This window comes from Gracilibacillus salinarum (assembly GCF_022919575.1).
In the GTDB taxonomy this organism is placed as follows: Bacteria; Bacillota; Bacilli; order Bacillales; family Amphibacillaceae; genus Gracilibacillus; species Gracilibacillus salinarum.
On the sequence record NZ_CP095071.1, the window covers coordinates 1,070,863 to 1,089,353 of the forward strand.

The 18,491-nt window shown below is 37.8% G+C and carries 15 protein-coding genes and 1 other annotated feature; of the genes, 6 read left to right on the forward strand and 9 right to left on the reverse strand.

Annotated elements, in window-relative coordinates:
* Positions 1 to 280: 280 nt before the first annotated feature.
* On the reverse strand, positions 281 to 1,552 hold the full coding sequence (gene tyrS / locus MUN87_RS05330) for a tyrosine--tRNA ligase (protein ID WP_244746630.1): 1,272 nt from the start codon (positions 1,550 to 1,552) through the stop codon (positions 281 to 283).
* A gap of 43 nt (positions 1,553 to 1,595) precedes the next feature.
* Positions 1,596 to 1,806, reverse strand: a binding site (T-box leader).
* Positions 1,807 to 1,932: 126 nt separating this feature from the next.
* Between tyrS and MUN87_RS05335 the strand changes: the two genes are divergently transcribed.
* The 4 genes from MUN87_RS05335 (at position 1,933) to MUN87_RS05350 (ending at position 7,642) form a co-directional block, all read left to right on the forward strand.
* Positions 1,933 to 4,908, forward strand: a complete 2,976-nt coding sequence (locus tag MUN87_RS05335; RefSeq protein WP_244746631.1) for a transglycosylase domain-containing protein — start codon at positions 1,933 to 1,935, stop codon at positions 4,906 to 4,908.
* A 301-nt stretch (positions 4,909 to 5,209) separates the two neighbouring features.
* A complete protein-coding gene (locus MUN87_RS05340) occupies positions 5,210 to 5,830 on the forward strand; it encodes a GNAT family N-acetyltransferase (protein ID WP_244746632.1) in 621 nt (206 codons plus the stop codon).
* A gap of 11 nt (positions 5,831 to 5,841) precedes the next feature.
* Positions 5,842 to 6,492, forward strand: a complete 651-nt coding sequence (locus MUN87_RS05345) for a CBS and ACT domain-containing protein (RefSeq protein WP_244746633.1) — start codon at positions 5,842 to 5,844, stop codon at positions 6,490 to 6,492.
* Positions 6,482 to 7,642, forward strand: coding sequence for an acetoin utilization protein AcuC (locus MUN87_RS05350; RefSeq protein WP_244746634.1), 1,161 nt, complete (start codon positions 6,482 to 6,484; stop codon positions 7,640 to 7,642). The genes MUN87_RS05345 and MUN87_RS05350 overlap by 11 nt, the downstream gene beginning before the upstream one ends.
* Positions 7,643 to 7,778: 136 nt before the next feature.
* On the opposite strand, the gene motS is transcribed toward MUN87_RS05350, so the two are convergent.
* From motS to ccpA, 3 genes are all read right to left on the reverse strand, one after another.
* Positions 7,779 to 8,552 carry a flagellar motor protein MotS gene (motS, locus tag MUN87_RS05355; RefSeq protein WP_244746635.1) on the reverse strand — a complete coding sequence of 258 codons (774 nt, stop codon included), beginning with the start codon at positions 8,550 to 8,552 and terminating at the stop codon, positions 7,779 to 7,781.
* The gene (gene motP, locus MUN87_RS05360) at positions 8,542 to 9,366 is read right to left on the reverse strand and encodes a flagellar motor protein MotP (protein ID WP_244746636.1); all 825 of its coding nucleotides are present in this window, start codon (positions 9,364 to 9,366) and stop codon (positions 8,542 to 8,544) included. The genes motS and motP overlap by 11 nt, the downstream gene beginning before the upstream one ends.
* Before the next feature lie 82 nt (positions 9,367 to 9,448).
* Entirely contained in the window at positions 9,449 to 10,450 is a 1,002-nt protein-coding gene (gene ccpA / locus MUN87_RS05365) for a catabolite control protein A (protein WP_244746637.1), read from the reverse strand.
* A gap of 478 nt (positions 10,451 to 10,928) precedes the next feature.
* On the opposite strand from ccpA, the gene mscL reads away from it, so the two are divergent.
* Complete coding sequence (gene mscL, locus MUN87_RS05370; RefSeq protein WP_244746638.1) at positions 10,929 to 11,420, forward strand: large conductance mechanosensitive channel protein MscL; 492 nt, start codon at positions 10,929 to 10,931, stop codon at positions 11,418 to 11,420.
* A 376-nt stretch (positions 11,421 to 11,796) separates the two neighbouring features.
* Here mscL and MUN87_RS05375 read toward each other — a convergent pair whose 3' ends face one another.
* Positions 11,797 to 12,861 (reverse strand): bifunctional 3-deoxy-7-phosphoheptulonate synthase/chorismate mutase, encoded by a 1,065-nt coding sequence (locus tag MUN87_RS05375; RefSeq protein WP_244746639.1) that lies wholly within the window; start codon positions 12,859 to 12,861, stop codon positions 11,797 to 11,799.
* A gap of 150 nt (positions 12,862 to 13,011) precedes the next feature.
* Between MUN87_RS05375 and pilM the strand changes: the two genes are divergently transcribed.
* Positions 13,012 to 15,135: a cell division protein FtsA gene (pilM, locus tag MUN87_RS05380; protein ID WP_244746640.1), complete on the forward strand. Its 2,124-nt coding sequence runs from the start codon at positions 13,012 to 13,014 to the stop codon at positions 15,133 to 15,135.
* Between the two features lie 267 nt (positions 15,136 to 15,402).
* Here the strand turns inward: pilM and ytxJ are convergent, their stop codons facing one another.
* The 4 genes from ytxJ to murC form a co-directional block, all read right to left on the reverse strand.
* The gene (gene ytxJ / locus MUN87_RS05385; protein WP_244746641.1) at positions 15,403 to 15,723 is read right to left on the reverse strand and encodes a bacillithiol system redox-active protein YtxJ; all 321 of its coding nucleotides are present in this window, start codon (positions 15,721 to 15,723) and stop codon (positions 15,403 to 15,405) included.
* Between the two features lie 69 nt (positions 15,724 to 15,792).
* Positions 15,793 to 16,233, reverse strand: coding sequence for a YtxH domain-containing protein (locus MUN87_RS05390; protein WP_244746642.1), 441 nt, complete (start codon positions 16,231 to 16,233; stop codon positions 15,793 to 15,795).
* Positions 16,234 to 16,236: 3 nt separating this feature from the next.
* Positions 16,237 to 16,662, reverse strand: coding sequence for a DUF948 domain-containing protein (locus MUN87_RS05395; protein ID WP_244746643.1), 426 nt, complete (start codon positions 16,660 to 16,662; stop codon positions 16,237 to 16,239).
* Between the two features lie 252 nt (positions 16,663 to 16,914).
* Complete coding sequence (gene murC / locus MUN87_RS05400) at positions 16,915 to 18,213, reverse strand: UDP-N-acetylmuramate--L-alanine ligase (protein ID WP_244746644.1); 1,299 nt, start codon at positions 18,211 to 18,213, stop codon at positions 16,915 to 16,917.
* Between the last annotated feature and the right edge of the window lie 278 nt (positions 18,214 to 18,491).

The following is an 18,491-nucleotide window of genomic DNA, read 5'->3' on the forward strand; positions in this document are numbered from 1 at the left end:
TACTCGTAATGCTTCGAAGTAGGGTTCCTCTGTGCAAGGCAGCAGAGAAGTGATTCGTGTAGCAGCCTAGCTTCAGCCGTACCCCGCAGAACGTGAAGTGGTTGGTAGAAGGTATCATACTACACATAATATTTCAAAATCACCACTAAGCCGCTAACATAATCCATATTATAAGAATCTATCTTCTTGTTCAGCATTGATTACTCCATGTCAGCACTTTTCTTTCTTATTCGTCAAAAAAGGTTCTGATCTTTGGAGATCAGAACCTTTTTAAATTACTCTAAAAGCGAATTAAGAAATATTTCTTTTTACCTCGTCTGATAATCGTAAATTTATCTTCAATACGATCTTGCTCTGTTAATTGGTGCGTCAATTCCTGATTACGGATACCATTGATGTAGATCGCTCCATTGTTTATATCTTCACGAGCCTGACGCTTGGATGAAGATATACCTGCTTCTACTAAGAGCTCGATTAGAGCAATCTCTTTATTTTCAATCGCAACGGATGGCACATCTTTAAAGCCTTGTTCAATTTCAGCTGCATTTAAACTGCTTAGTTCTCCACTGAATAGTGCTTCTGTAATTTTTTGTGCTTGCTTCAAGGCATCTTCACCGTGAATCAATTTAGTCATTTCTTCTGCTAAACGTTTATGCGGAATACGCTTTTCAGGTGCATTTGCTAATTCTTTCTCTAATGCTTCTATCTCGTCAAAGTCAATAAATGTGAAGTATTTGATAAATCGAAGAACGTCACGATCATCGGTATTAATCCAAAACTGGTAGAATTCGTACGGTGTTGTTTTCTCAGGATCTAGCCAAACTGCTCCACCTGCTGTCTTACCAAATTTCGTCCCATCACTTTTCGTAATTAACGGCACTGTCAGTCCGTATACTTCCGCCTCTTCCTCACTTTGCTCAAATCGTTTACGACGAATTAATTCCATTCCCGCAGTAATATTACCCCATTGATCACTGCCACCAAGTTGTAATGTACAATTTTCTTTTTCGTATAAATTCAAGAAGTCAATCGATTGCAGCATCATGTAACTGAACTCTGTAAAAGAAATACCGTTCTCCAAACGGGACTCAACGGAATCTTTTGCCAGCATGTAATTAATGCTGAAATGCTTCCCGATATCTCTCAAGAATTCAATGATCGTCATCGTCGACAGCCATTCATGATTATTACGGGCAACCGCACTGTTTTCACCCTGATCGAAATTCAATATGCCTGCTAGTTGGTCTTTGATTTTATCACTAAAGCCTTTCACCACTTCAGGACTGTTTAACGAACGTTCTGTTGAACGACCACTTGGATCACCGATAAGACCTGTACCTCCACCAATTAAAGCAATAGGTCTGTGACCTGCTTTTTGAAATCTTTTTAACATTAATACCGGTACTAGATGACCAATATGCAAGCTGTCAGCTGTCGGATCAAAGCCTGCGTACAGCGTTACAATATTATTCTCTAAATGCTTGCGCAATCCTTCGTCATCAGTTGTTTGCTGAATTAAATCCCGTTTAGCCAATTCGTCTAAAATATGCATGCTTTCCACTCCTTTTCTACACAATAAAAAAACTCCTCCCTAAATAAGGGACGAGTTAAATCGCGGTACCACCCTCGTTACAGCTCGATTAGAACTGTCACTCAAGGAATTAACGACATAGACCTGCCGTCTTCATTCAACATGAAGAAACTCCGGAACGTAATTCGCCAGACAGATTATTTACTGACTCGCACCAACCGTCAGCTCGCTGATAAAGGGAATCTTCTGCTACTTCAAACCATCATCATTTTTGTTATGTTTCATTGTTATTACATTAATAGCATAAACAATTGAAAAATGCAATATTTTTTCAACTTTTAAGTAAATTGGATTGACGGCTGTGCTATAATATATAGTGGAATATTTAGGGGGATATACGAATGAATGCAAAGAATGCAAAAGAATTTTTTCAAAAAACATGGCAGTCGTTTAAAGAATTATGGAATAAACAAGTAATTCAACGTACATCTAGAATCAGTTACCATATTATATGGAATATCATATTATTTTTTATCGCAATTGCGCTGGTTGGCGGCTTTTTTGTCGCGGGGCTTGGTGCAGGATATTTCGCTTCCCTGGTGGATGATGAAAAGATCCAAAGTGAGGAAGAAATGGCAAGCGCTATCTATAATTATGCAGAAACATCTGAATTATACTTTGCCAATGATGTGTTTCTGTCTGAAGTCAGTGCAGACCTGCTCCGTGATGAAACTACATTGGACCATGTAAGTACATACGTGCAAAATGCGGTAATCGCAACAGAAGATGAATATTTTAACACGCATAACGGCATCGTTCCAAAAGCAGTGTTACGGGCAGTTTTTCAGGAAGTGACAAATGCTTCCGTACAATCAGGTGGTAGTACCTTGACACAACAAATTATCAAAAATCAAATTCTTACAAATGAAGTATCCTTTGAACGTAAAGCTAAAGAAATGCTACTAGCGATGCGCTTGGAATTATTCTTTGAAAAGGATGAAATATTGGAAGCATATTTAAATATCGTACCATTTGGACGTAATGCTTCCGGTCAAAATATTGCAGGTATTCAGACTGCTGCAGATGGTATTTTTGGCGTTAATGCTGATGAATTAAACTTGCCGCAAGCTGCATTTATCGCTGGGTTACCTCAAAGTCCATCCTACTACACCCCCTTCATTAATGGTGGTGGTCTCAAAAATGAAGAAGGATTAGAACCAGGTCTAACTCGTATGAAATCCGTACTTAGCAGAATGTTAGAAGCAGGTTACATTAATCAGGATGAGTACCAGAAAGCATTGGAATATGACATTGTTGCAGATTTCAAACAGCCGGAAGAGTCACAGTCTGAGAAATACCCTTATTTAATGCAAGAGATCCAAAAGCGGGCAATTGATAAATTAGTATATGTACTCGCTGAGCAAGACGGCTATACAAAAGAAGAAATAGATACAAGTGAAACATTGAAAGAAGAATACGAGATAAAAGCATCGAGAGAAATCAGCAGCAACGGCTATAAAATTCATTCCACAATTGATAAGGATATCTATGATGCCTTTCAGAAGGTTGCAGCAGAATATAACAACTACGGACAGGATAAGCTGGCACGTAATGAGAAAACAAACAAGGCAATTATGGTAGAAGACCCGGAAACTGGAGAGATGGTACAGCTAGGTAAACAACCAGTTCAGGTTGGTAGTGTATTAATTGAAAACAGCACAGGTAAAATTATCAGTTTCGTTGGTGGTCGTGATTTTGATACTTCTCAAAAAAACCATGCCACAAGTGTTAACAGACAAAATGGTAGTACCATGAAACCGTTAGTGGCTTATGCACCGGCAATGGAATGGGGAGTTGTACAGCCTGGATCGATTATTGCGGATGCAGCATGGGCTTATCCTGGAGGGTACTCTCCAGGAAACTATTCAGGTCGCTTTTATGGACTGACTTCAGTAAGAGAAGCTTTATACCGCTCACACAATGCAACTGCGGTAAAAGTTTACAGTCAAATCCTAAATCAGAATCCTGTCGAGCAATTTCTATCGAAAATGGGCTTCTCATCTCTCGTAGAAGGAGATGAAGAATATAGATCCATAGTACTCGGCGGAATCACAAATGGTGTAACCGTCGAGGAAAATACAAATGCTTATGCTACATTTGGTAACATGGGCTCTTTCGTAGAAGATTATATGATTGAAAAAATCGAAACAAAAGAAGGCGAAGTGGTTTATCAGCATGAGAGTGAAAAAACAGAAGTATTCAGCCCGCAAACAAGCTATTTAATGCTTGATATGATGCGCGATGTACTAACACGTGGTACCGGTACTGCCGGAAGAGCTAATCTTACGAATAAGAGCGTAGACTGGGCAGGCAAAACAGGTACAACCAACAGCTTCAAGGACACTTGGTTTATTGCAACCAATCCGAATGTTACGTTAGGAAGCTGGATGGGCTATGACTATAATCAACAATTAGACAAAGGATACAGTAGTCGAAACAATACATTCTGGGCAAAATTAGTAAATGCAGCAACAGAAATCCGTCCTGAACTGATGGCACCATCAAATAAATTTGAAAGTCCCGGGGGTATAGTAACACGTTCGTATTGTGCTGTATCAGGGTTACTGCCTTCTGAAGAATGCGGTAAGCTTGGCTTAGTCAACACAGATATTTATAATGCGAATTTCGTTCCTACTAAGAAAGACTATAGTCTGATTCAGGATTCTTACGCAACGATCGATGACGAAGTTGTGTTAGCAGGTGAAAAAACACCAGATGAATTTTCTGATGGAAATGGCTTTAGTTTCAATCCTGATTGGCTAAAGGATATGGGCTATACCAAACTAAGCAATATCAAACAATTAACGGCTGGAAAAGGCGGCGCTTGGGAAAAAATTAAATATCCTAATGAACAAGAAGTGTCAAATGACGGAAAAGCACCAAGTGCACCTGGTGGATTGAAATTAAATAAGCAGAAATTGTCATGGAGCAAATCGAACAGTTCTGATGTAGTTGGTTACCGAATTTACCAGGCAAGTAATCCAGATGACAAAAATTTCAAACGAATCGGTTCCACTACAGAAACTTCATTCACTATTCCAAGCAGTAAAGCTGTTTATCAGATTCGCGCTGTCGATTATTACGGTCAGGAATCCTCAGGAAGTAATGTAGTCGTACAAGGTGATTTCTCTGAACCTGAACCAGAGCAAAAAGAAGACAATAAAGAGCAGCCAAACAATAACAATAATGGCAATAAAGAGCAGGAATCGGAGCAAAATAATCAAAACCAGGAACAAAACGATAATGAGCAAACGGAAGAACAACAACCAAATGAGCAAACTCCAGACACGCAACAAGACAATCAAGATAGCCAATAAACGGAAAAACTCTTATCATCTCAATGAGATGATAAGAGTTTTTTATTTATCAGTACAGAAAATATATAAGTACAGCAATAGAAGTAATCATGCTGAACATGAAAATGGGTTCTTATCAATATGGACGCTTAGCTAACATAATTCATATTATAAATAGTTGTATTTCATTTATTTCAATGAGGACCGGGCGGGTTATGCCCGTTTTTTTCTAACATCATACTATCCCCTTCTTCTCACTATTCATAAATAGAATATTACGTTATAATGGTAAAAATAGGCTCTTGAAAGGATGATCGAATTTGTGAAACATACGAAAAACTATCAATCCATCAAGAAACATAGTCGCCATACTCCTATTCACATAGAAGGTCCTGTTTCAAAAAATAAGATAGCTGCCTTACAATTTCACCACGAACTTACTTCTTTCAGGCCACCTTCAGAGCAATGGAGAGCATTACAGGAAATTGCAGAGCTGCCTGAAGCAAGAATTATCATTGCTACCGTACAAGATCAAATTATCGGGTATGTCACCTTCTTGCATCCTGATCCAATAGAAAGATGGGCTAAATATCCATACCCAGATATGTTAGAGCTTGGAGCAATAGAAATTGCGCCTGCATACAGAGGAAATAAGTTAGGTTCTCTTTTGATTGAAACATCAATGAAAGACGAACATATGGAGAATTACATTATTCTATCTACTGAGTATTACTGGCATTGGGATTTAAATGAAACCACATTAAGTGTTTGGGATTACCGCAAAATTATGGAAAAAATGATGAAAGCCGGTGATTTGTATCCGGCACCTACCAATGAACCAGAAATCATGGCACATCCAGCCAATTGCTTAATGGTGCGGATCGGAAAGAATGTACCAAAAGAACATATAGAGCTTTTCGATAAATTAAGATTCCTTCAATAGGGAGTGAGTACATGCTTGTCAAAGATATTATGAAAGAAGACGTTATTACCTTAACTTCATCAGCTACAGTGCTGCATGCTTTGCAACTAATGAAAGAGCATAATATTCGCCACATCCCAGTAATAAACAATGAACGACATGTGATCGGAATCGTATCAGACCGGGATATTCGAGATGCCAGTCCATCAATACTCGAACCATCATTTGAAAAAGAATTACTAAAAAAACCGATTGCAGCAATTATGATAAATCCGGTCGTCACGATTCATCCTTATGAATTCTTTGAAGAAGTAGCAACCATCTTCTATCAAAAAGAGTTTGCCTGTTTGCCTGTTGTTCAGAATAAGCAATTGGTAGGGATGGTCACAGAAAAGGATTTACTTTATGCATATATACAACTAACAGGTACACATGCACCAAGCACTCAGTTAGAAATAAAAGTACCTGATCGTATTGGTGTCCTATCCGATGTGTGTCAATTTTTTTCAAGACGACAAATTAAAATTGTATCCGTTTACAGCTATCCGGATCCAAAGCAGCAAAGCTATAAAGTATTAGTATTCCGTATTCAAACGATGAATCCCATTGTGGTTGTACGAGATTTTGAATCGAGTGAATATGAAGTACTGTACCCGTACTGGGAGGATCAACATGAGCACTGATCGAACCGTTTTTATTTACACTGAAGACTTTCAACACTATTCATTTCATGAAGAGCATCCATTTAATCAAAAAAGATTACTGCTAACAATCGATTTATTAGAAATGATGCAAGCTCTGTCTGATGATCAAATAGTAACACCGTCACGTGTGTCTGAATCGATTTTATCCACGATACATACAGATGATTACATTCAAGCTGTAAAACAGGCTAGCGGGTCTGAGATAGTTAACTTGGAGAAGTATGGTATCGGTACTAATGACACGCCATGTTTTTCAGGGATGTATGAGGCTGCATTAATGACGGTTTCCGGCTCAGTAGCAGCATGTCAACAAGTAGCTGATGGAGAAGCTTCCCATGCTCTTAATTTAGGAGGTGGACTTCATCATGGCTTCCCTTCTCGTGCTTCGGGCTTTTGTATCTTTAATGATATTGCCATAGCAATAAAATTTTTACGAGATCAATATGGATTGAAAGTATTGTATATTGATACCGATGCCCATCACGGAGATGGTGTACAGCATTGCTTTTACGATGACCCCAATGTCTGTACCGTCTCTTTTCATGAAACTGGTCGCTATTTGTATCCTGGTACAGGGAAAACAAGTGAAAGAGGAATTAAGCAAGGATTTGGATTCTGCTACAATTTCCCACTGGATGCTTTTACTGAGGATGATTCTTTTCTCGAAGTATTTCGGACATCCATTGAAGTCATTACAGAAGATTTTCAGCCAGATATTATCGTGAGTCAGCATGGCGTTGATGCTCATTATTTAGACCCTTTAACACATCTTCACTGCACCGTGCATATCTTTGAGGAGATACCGCAGATTATTCATTCCCTTGCTCATCGGTTTACAGACGGAAAATGGGTGGCACTTGGTGGTGGCGGCTACGATATTTGGAGAGTTGTACCGCGAGCATGGGCTCAATTATGGCAGATTATGAATACAGATCATATTTTTCATGGATCTATTCCACAACAATGGCTTGATAATTGGCAACCGTCATCACCTGTTCCTTTGCCGCATTTCTGGCATGATACAACTGAGCAGTACAAAGAAATCCCGAGACGCCTCGAGATTACCGAACAAAATCAAATCATGTATCAACAAGTTCTAAAATTTATCACAAATAAAAAGAAAGGATGAGGCTTCATCCTTTCTTTCACTAGCTAACTTGTGAAATTTAGAACAACAAGATTACATTTCCATCCAGGTAACTTTCCACATTGTATGTATAAAGATACTAAATATTAGAGCGTTATCCCATAATGGCAGACTGCCGTTAATTCGCTTGTTCCGAATCCAATATGACGATCTCAACCCGGCGATTAATGCTCCACCCTTCCGGACTATCATTAGCTGCCACCGGTCTGGTATCTCCAAACCCAGCTGCAATGAAACGTGATTCATTAAAATCTCCAGTTTGCAGGATATACCGGATAACACTGCTTGCTCTCGCACCTGACAATTCCCAATTTGAAGGATAACGATAACTCGAAATTGGTCGATCGTCGGTATGTCCCTCGACTCTTACTTCGTTCGGAATATTAGAAAGCAATTTACTAACTTTATTTAAAAAAGGTTTGGCAGGATCTAGTATATCTGCTTCACCGGACAAAAACAGCACACTTTCTTGTAAAACTAATACGACGCCTTGATCCGTTCTAGTTGCTGAAATAACGTTATTCAAGTCATTCTTGTTTAGATAGTTTTCAACTTCGGCAAGTAATTCATCCAATTCATCCGTATCTGGTACTTCTTCTGTGTTGGTAACGGCATCGCTTGCTTCTGAATCGAACGCTTCTGTTTTCATAAACTCTTCACTGTTTACTTTTGTGTTTTCAGAGGGAAATTGTTCCTCCATTACAGAAGGCATCGCTTCAAAGATTGTTTCACTTCGAAATGCCTCGGCAATTGCCTTGAACTTCTCTACATCTATTTGGGACATCGAGAATAACAAAACAAAGAAAACTAATATCAATGTCACCATATCAGAATATGTGACCATCCATTTCGGTGCACCCTTTTTCTCACGACGATTCATTCTACGCTTCATTAAAAGACTCCTCCGTAAAGGTCTCTTCTACTTCGGCGATTTTTTTATTCTTTTCTTTCTCAGATAAGAATGCACTTAATTTTTCTTTTAATATCCGAGGGTTCTGGCCCGATTGAACGCCAATTACCCCTTCGATAATGACTTGCTTCATAAAAATTTCTTCACTTGTTTTTGTTTCTAACTTACCTGCCATTGGCATAAAAACCAAATTGGCCAATACAGAGCCATAGAAAGTAGTTAATAAAGCAACAGCCATGCTAGGTCCTAAAGTAGTCGGATCTTCTAAATTCTGCAACATTAGAATCAAACCAATTAATGTCCCTACCATCCCCCATGCAGGTGCATATTCACCCGCTTTCTCAATGATTAATCGACCTCGGTAATGGCGATCCTCCATTGCATCTATCTCTGCGTTCATAATATCCGTAATAACCTCTGGTTCGATACCATCAATTGCAAGCAATACCCCTTTTCGAATGTAAGGGTCTTCTACTTCTTCTAATTCATTCTCTAACGCTAATAAACCTTCACGACGTGCTCTTTCCGATAATCGTTCGAATAATTCTATTAAATCAGTTAACTGATGTTGATTTCGTTTAAATACTTCTTGTATCACATGCTTAGTAGTTTTAATTTGATCAATATTGAAATTGACCAGTAAGGCAGCTACTAGCCCACCTATGACAATTAATACTGATGAACCTTGGATAAAACCCGCAAATCCACCAACACCACCACTGCTTACTATTCCAAACATAATCATAATAAAACCTATCGTAATGCCGATTGGAGTTAAAATATCTTTTTTACTCATTTGATTTCTCTCCCTAGTGAAAAAGCTCTAATAAATTAATAAAAACTAGGGTGTAACATGCACCCTAGTTTTTATATCGACATTATGATTGTTTTGTTGAGTTTCTTTTTACAATTTGATGTGGTAATACGACATTTTGATCTTCAACTGTCTCTTTATTCATGAATTTCGTTAACAGTCGCATCGCTACTGCACCAATATCATACATTGGCTGAACTACGGTAGAAAGTGTTGGACGGACCATTGTCGCTAATCTGGTATTATCGAAACCAAACACTTCCATATCTTCCGGAACGTTGATTCCATTATCTTGTAAACCATGAATAACACCTAATGCGATCTCATCCGTTGCAGCAAAAACAGCTTTTGGATGGTCTGTAATATTCAGAATTTTAGAAGCTGCATCTACTCCGGATTCATAAGAGAATTCTGTTTTAATTACATATTCTTCATTCACTTCTTTATTCGCTTCCTTAATTGCCTTTACGTAACCTGCATATTTTCTTTCATTCACTACTGAGTCCTCGGCACCTGTTACGTAAATAGGGTGTTTTGTACCATTTTCAATTAAGAGAGATGTTGCTTCATATGCTGCTTGTTCGTAATCAATGTTAACAGAAGGAATCGTTTCTGTAGCATCAATCGTTGCAGCAAGTGCAACAGGTACAGGTGATGTTTTTAATTGCTGTACATGATCTTCTCCAATGGTTGCACCCATATAAATTAAGCCGTCTACTTGTTTTTCAAACATTGTATTGATCAGTCTTAGTTCTTTTTCCTTGTTTTGATCCGAGTTGCTTAAGATGATATTGTATTTATACATCGTAGCAATGTCATCAATACCTCTTGCTAACTCTGAAAAGAAGATACTTGAGATATCCGGAATGATAACCCCAACAGTAGTTGTTTTTTTACTAGCTAGTCCACGCGCGACAGCATTCGGTCTGTATCCTAATCTTTCAATTGTATTAAGTACCTTTTTTCTTGTTGCTGGTTTCACGTTTGGATTACCATTTACTACTCGTGAAACAGTAGCCATTGAGACATTCGCTTCTCTAGCTACATCATAAATTGTTACATTCATTGTCCTAACCTCCAATATTGTATTAACGATATAGTTACTCTATAACAAACACATCTGCATAAATGTTTGGATATCTACATTATTTATGTATATCACTGATATTATAACAAATTTCGTGCAAAAATTAACAATATTTAATGTCATTTATGAAAATTTTTCATAAATGAACTAAAACGTTTTCCAAAAAATGCTAGCAAATGATGCTTGTCACTCTCTTTTTGACTCATTCCTAGCTTTAAGAGCATAACCATTTCCTCTACTATACAAGAAATGAAGCCGTTGTAGCAAGCATTTTGGTGTATATCATGAAACTTGATGATATCATAGATTGTAGCTTTCTTTCACTTCCCTCCCTCACCACATTTAAAACAACCATTTTTTTCTATTTATTAGTATAAACAATTCTATGAAATTTATGATACGATACATATTTCATTTGTTGATTCATAGGATGAAAAAGAAGAAAGGAGTGGACAAGATGGGGTTATTTCAAGAATTTCGACAGTTCGCTATTCGCGGAAGCGCAGTCGACATGGGTGTAGGGATGGTTCTTGGAGCTGCTTTTAGTGGCTTTATTGACTCATTGGTTACAGACATTTTGCTTCCGCCAATTGGTCTATTCTATTCTAAAATGAATGTTGAAGATTTATATATCACTTTAAATGGCGGAGTGTATTCCTCTCTTGCTGCTGCTAGAGAAGCAGGTGCTGTTACGATTAATTATGGATTGTTTCTCACCGCAGTGGTTCGCTTTATCATTATCCTTTTTGCTGTATTTATCGTAGTAAGACAAATCAATCGCTGGAAGAAACCGCATCAGCACCCTATGGAATCGATGACAAAAAAAGAATGTCCGTACTGCTGTCTGCCCATCCCCTCCCGCGCGGTCATCTGTCCCAATTGCTCCTCCGATCAAAAAGAATCACGGTTTAAATGGGAAAAACGCAAGCCGAAATTACGAATAAAGTGAAACCGTCTGTAAGACTCCCACTTCAAGTATCACAAAGAAGCTCTATAATACAGATTATGTATGCTAACTAAGATTGTATAGCCAAATGGTAATTTAGATAGATTTGATATGCTTTGCATATGGATTATGTTAACAAAGGCTGTATATTATTTTGATATGGATTGTCTGCTTAGCAAAGCTCCGGAAATAGGCGTTGTTGCCGATGCGGTATCCCAGCACAGTAAATATCTCAATATGGATGCTCGGCTAGCAATGGCTAACATAATTCATATTATAGAACCTACTTTCCTATTTAGCATGATTACTTCTAAGACTGTACGTATATAATTTCTTTGTTTAGCACAAAAAAACTCCTGAAGATCAGGAGTTTTTTAGATTATTTGTTTAATAGCTCGTTCATAAAGTTATGGAATGTCGGGATATCCATTTGTTGTGCTGAATCAGAAAGTGCTACTGCTGGATCTGGGTGTACTTCAGCCATGACACCATCTGCACCAATAGCTAATGCTGCTTTTGCTGCCGGCAGTAACAGATCTCTACGTCCAGTAGAATGCGTTACGTCGACCATTACAGGTAAGTGTGTCTCTTGTTTTAGAATTGGCACTGCCGTAATATCCAATGTATTTCGTGTTGCTTTCTCATACGTACGGATACCACGTTCACAAAGAATAATTTGTCCATTTCCTTTTGAATTGATGTATTCAGCTGCATTAATGAAATCAGAAATAGTCGCAGACATACCGCGTTTTAACAATACTGGTTTATTTGTTTCACCAGCAGCTTTTAACAATTCAAAGTTCTGCATGTTTCGTGCACCGATTTGAATAACATCAATGTAATTAACCGCTTCTTCAATATGTGCAGGGTTAACAATTTCACTTACAACTGCTAAACCATATTCGTCCGAAACTTTTTTCAAGATTTCCAATCCTTCAAATCCTAAACCTTGGAAATCATAAGGAGACGTTCTCGGTTTAAACGCTCCACCACGGATTAATTTAAGCCCTTCTTGTTTAATCGCAGAGGCAACTTCTGCCACCTGTTCATAACTCTCCACCGCACATGGGCCAAAAATAAAGTGTTGGTTACCGTCACCAAATGTATCACCATTTATATCAATTACAGTATCTTCTGGTTTTTTCTTACGAGATACTAGTAAAGCTTTACTATGATCATCTTCTTGTAATTCAAGACCTGCTTTAAAGATCTCTTTAAATAAGTGAACGATAGTCGAATTTTCGAACGGGCCATTGTTATGCTTTGTGATTAGATTTAACATATCACGTTCACGCACAGGATCATAGCTTCGGTTCGCACCTTGTTTCTCTTTTACTTGGCCAGTTTCTTTTACTAGCTCAGCACGTTTGTTAATTAACTCAAGAATTTCTAAGTTAACCTGGTCAAGCTTTCCGCGAAGCTGATCCAATTGCTCATTACTCATTATAAATCCCCCTAGTCCTATTTTAAATTCCAGAAAAAATGTTATACTTTCTATAGAATTACGGATAATTATAGCTAAAAAAAGTCGAATTGTCACCATTTAGAAACGAATATTTATAATTTTTTCACAATAGAAAGGAATAACAGAATAATGAATGAGCAACTCTTTGCACTTGATATCGGTACCAGATCAGTTGTTGGTCTATTAATGGAAAGGGATAAAAACCAATACAAATTAGTTGATTATTATATGATCGAACATCAAGAACGTTCGATGTTAGATGGACAAATACATAACATTGTTTCTGTTTCAAAAGTGATTCAGCAGGTCAAATTACAGTTAGAAAACAAACATAATACGGTATTACATAGTGTTTGTGTTGCTGCCGCGGGCCGAGCATTAAAAACAAAACGCATTATTTCTGCTAAAGATATCACGCAACAGCCTTTAATGAATCAGGAAGATATCCTTTTTTTAGAATTGGAGGCCGTTCAAAAGGCGCAATATCAACTTGCCACCACAGAAGAAGAGGCAAGCCTGGATTATTATTGTGTCGGTTATTCTGTCATTCAGTACAGCCTAGATGGCGAAACAATCGGTTCATTGATTGATCAGCAGGGTGTAGAAGCCGAAGTTGAAATCATTGCAACATTTCTACCAAAAGTGGTAGTAGAATCTCTCCTTTCTGCTTTACAACGTGCAGATTTAGAATTAGAAGCGTTAACTCTGGAACCGATTGCTGCCATCCACGTCTTAATGCCTCCATCTATGAGAAGATTAAACGTTGCACTGGTTGATATCGGTGCAGGCACAAGTGATATTGCACTGACATCGGAAGGCACCGTTACGGCTTACGGTATGGTTCCAAAGGCTGGTGATGAGATCACCGAGGCTATTAGTGATCAGTATTTATTAGATTTTAATCAAGCCGAGGATTTCAAGAAAGAAATCACACTGAACAAGCAAGCTACTGTTTCAGATATTCTAGGCTTTGAACAAACGATAGAGTTTCCGGATTTTATAGAACAAGTGGCTCCGGCCGTCGAATCACTCGCTGGTTCGATAGCTGAAGAGATCATTCAGTTAAACGGGACACCACCCAAAGCGGTCATGCTAGTTGGAGGTGGAAGCCAAACGCCAGAGTTAGCAAAGCGAATTGCCATTAAATTAAATCTTCCAACTAACAGAGTAGCTATCAGAGGTGTGGATGCCATTCCATTCCTTTCCAAACAAGATAATTTACCAGTCGGTCCCGAATTTATAACACCGATAGGGATCGCTATTGCCGCTAAACAAAATCCCGTCCACTATATAAGTGTGACGGTTAATCATCGAATGATCCGGTTATTTGAAATGAAAGCTTTAACGGTTGCAGATTGTTTGCTTGCTGCGGGAATTAATGTTAAGAAATTATACGGAAAACCCGGAATGGCTGCTATGGTGGAATACAACGATAAAGTCGTTACACTGCCAGGAACGTTTGGGTTAGCCCCGACTATTCAATTAAATGGAATGAATGCGAACGTTGATGATACAATCCACAATGGTGATACATTGTTAATTGAAAAGGGGAAAGATGGAGAACCAGCTCAAATGACAGCAGGGGAATTCATTGGTGAGCTACATACGATTACAATATTCTATAATCAATCTGCCTATCAGGTACATGCATCTTTGACAATTAACGGTCAGGCTGCAGGGATGGACACTTATCTGCATGATGGAGATAAAATTGCCTACCGTTCGCAAATTTCCGTAGCTGATTTCTTACATCAATTTCAAATAGATAATAATATTCAACAAGACTTTTCCGTATGGGTTGACGATCAGAAATTAGTATTAGAGGATTTTAGTAAGTCATTGCAGCTTAATAAAGAACAAGCACAGCTGAAGCAATCTTTAAAGAACGGTGATCAATTAGTCGACTATATGTATATAGAACCGACTGTGAATGATCTTATCTCGAAATTAGGGGTGCAAGCTTATCGCGAGCTAATGATAACCTATAATCACAAACCGCTAACACTGCGAAAAGAATTGGTAACCGTATATCGACACGGAGAGGTACTTGCCTTTGATGATGTTATTTCCGATCAGGATAAACTGCAAATAAAGCACTCATCTACTGATCCATTTATTTTTCAGGATATTTTCCGCTTTATTTCCTTAGATCTATCTCAAGCAAAAGGAAGAGTTGAACTAATTCGCAACGGAAACCCTGCCACTTTTTTCGAAGAATTACAACCAAATGATCAAATAGAAATCATACTGTAATATAGCGGGACTTTGATCAGTTGGGGGTGACCCCCACTGATCATTAGCGAAACTTACCAGGGTGTTAGCGTCTGTTTACTCCCACTTATCTACTTTGTGATAAGTGGGAGTCTTACAGACGGTTAACACCGTGATTAATATGAAGTTAAGCATGCAGCACTTCACTGATGTGTAGAATATTTGCATAGAAAAGCCGAACATAACAAGAATGTTGATTACTGACATGTCGTTGTTATGTTCGGCTATAGTTGAGTAAATTAAGCTTGCTTAGATATTTGCTTTTAAGTTACTAACGGTGATGGCAGAGTGACTATTGTTCCAAGTTGGTTCTTGGTCCGTAAAAGAAATCACTTGTGGTGATTCATGCTTGATCTGATAGCTATCCGCTATATAATTGGAAAGTTCTCGGGCCTTTTGTACATCTAAGCGAAAAAGCGGCTTATTAGAATGTTGACTGTACTGCTCAAATTCTCGATTTGCAGCGTCACTGATCGGACAAGTTATGCTATGCTTAAAGACAACAAAGTCATCATTGCTTTCTGTCACTCTTTTAAAATCCTCCACCGAAGTAATAGTTGTGATCTCCATTGATTATGCTCCTTTTAATGTGATGTAAACAGTAAAATGGACTGCATCAGCTACAGCCCATTTTATATCTTATACGTTCGTTTCTTTATTTTCTGCTTCTACAGCCTGTGCAGCTTCTTCAATCGCTTGTGCTACTTCTTCTGCTGCTTTCTCTGGATCTTCGTCTTTCGTCATTTTTTCCTGAATGGTTTCTTTTGTTTCTTTCAATTTAGTCGATAAATCCTGGGATTTATCAGAAAGAGTCTGTCCCCAAGTTTGGGATTGTTCTTTGGCATAGTGTCCCCATTCATTTCCTTTCTCGTATGCAACGTCTTTCCATTCATTTGCACGATCTTTTACATATGTTGCACCTTGATTAAGATCACTTCTCAATTCTTTCCCAGATTTAGGAGCAAAAATTAAAGCTAAAGACGCTCCGACAATTCCACCGATTAAAGAACCTATTAAAAAATCCTTACTGTTAATGTTTTGAGCGTTGTCATTTTGAGTTTGTGTTTGTTGATTTGTCATTTCTCATTCCTCCATTGTGTTTTTTTTATTTCTATTTTTATTAAATAACTCCATTACAACAGTACTCCACTTTATTGCTTGAGCTGTTGTTTCTTTATTTTCATCTGCAATTCGATTTACAGATTGTGACACGGTTTTAATGGAATTCGTAAAATCATTTACGCTATCTCCAATATTTTTGACACCGTCTACCAACGTATTCAATCGAGTTGTTTTATCATTTATATCCTCCGCTAATTTATTAGTTTTATTTAATAATGCGGTGGTCTCGACTGTGATACCTTCCATTTGTTTCTCCAAACCTTCTAAAGTATCTGCCACATGTGACATCGTACGCTTTACTTCCTTTAGAACCTTCGCTAAATAGATAACTAAAACAGCGAAAGCAATTGCTGCTATAATGGCTGCTAAGTATAAGAGTATTTCCATGCGCACTTCACTCCTTTATATGTATTGCAAAAAACTGATAGTTTTGTTATACCCTTAATTCCATATTCTAAACAAGATTTCCAAGAAATTCACGCGAAAAGTATCCAATATTGTCAAATATTTTACTTCATTTTTATCATAAACTCAGTTTGTACGCAAACAAAGTTCGCTACGCCTAACCATTTAAAAAGAAAAAAAGAAGGATTCAAACCTCCTTTATAATACATTCTACAAAGTTCGGTTGAATCCTTCTTAATTTTCAAAAGTTTTTTCATAAGCCGCTTGGTATTTCTGAATATCTCCAGCACCCATGAATACGAGCACACTGTCTTTATGCTCCTTCAATACATTAATCTTATCGATATCAAGCAGTTTGCTATTAGCGATGATCGCTTGCAAATCCTGAATGGTCAGGTTAGCCTGAGACTCTCTTGCCGATCCAAAAATATCGCATAAATAAACGGTATCTGCCTTCAACAATGCTTCACTAAATTCATGCAGGAACGTTTTCGTTCGTGAATAAGTGTGAGGCTGAAATATCGCAACAATTTCTTTATTTGGATATTTCTTTTGTGCTGCTTCGATTGTAGCATCCACTTCAACTGGGTGGTGCGCATAATCATCAATAAGAATCTGGTCATGTAATGGTTTTTCAGAAAACCTTCTTTTTACTCCTTGAAACGACACAATCTCTTTTATTTGTTCTGCTGTGAAATCTTCATAATGACAAATTGTAATAACCGCTAACGCATTCAGAATATTATGATTTCCATATGCGTTTATTTCAAACGTATCATAGAAATTGTTTCGTACAAAAACATCAAAGCAGGTACCTTTTTCCGATACCTTCACATTTTTGGCATGGAAGTCATTACTATCATTTAATCCATAATAAAGCACAGGTACCTTAGCTTGGATGGCTTGCAAATACTCATCATCACCACAAGCTACTATACCCTTCTTTACCTTGTCTGCCATTTCCTGAAAAGAATCAAAAACGTCATCAATACTATGAAAATAATCCGGATGATCAAAATCAATATTGGTCATAATAGCATAGTCAGGTTGATAGGCTAGAAAATGCCTGCGGTATTCACAAGCCTCGAATACAAAATACTGACTATCCTCCGATCCTTTGCCAGTACCATCACCAATCAAATAGGAGATTGGATTATTTCTATCCAGCACATGCGCCAGCAATCCTGTTGTTGAAGTCTTCCCGTGAGCTCCTGTTACCGCAATACTTGTATAGCGATTAATCCATTCTCCTAGAAATTCATGGTATCGGTAAAATGGCAGGCCTAGTTCTTTTGCTTTCTGAATCTCCTCATGATCATCTTTAAAAGCATTACCTGCTATAATCGTTAAACCTTCTTGTATATTTTCTCTCGAAAAAGGCAAAATATTTATGTTTTTACGTTCTAATGCATCCTGAGTAAAAATATATTTCTCAATATCTGAACCTTGCACTTTCATTCCAGAATCAACTAGAATTTGTGCGAGAGCACTCATTCCAGTTCCTTTGATTCCGATAAAATGGTAAGTTTCCATAAAAAAGAACCTCCAAAATCAAAGATAAAGTAAGACCTTCACTATACTTACGCTTAAATAATAGCTACTGAAGTGTCTGACTTCCTGCAGTACACTAACCCTGGAACATGATGTTCAACTTACGGATATCATGCACCACATCATTACTTTTCCATTATCAGTATGTTGTGTTTGCTTGTTTTTAATATGATCACACAAGGATTTATCTTCTTATAAATCTATTCATGTGTCAAGTCTTTTGTTAAAATCCCTTTCACAGCCATCTATTTACCTATAGT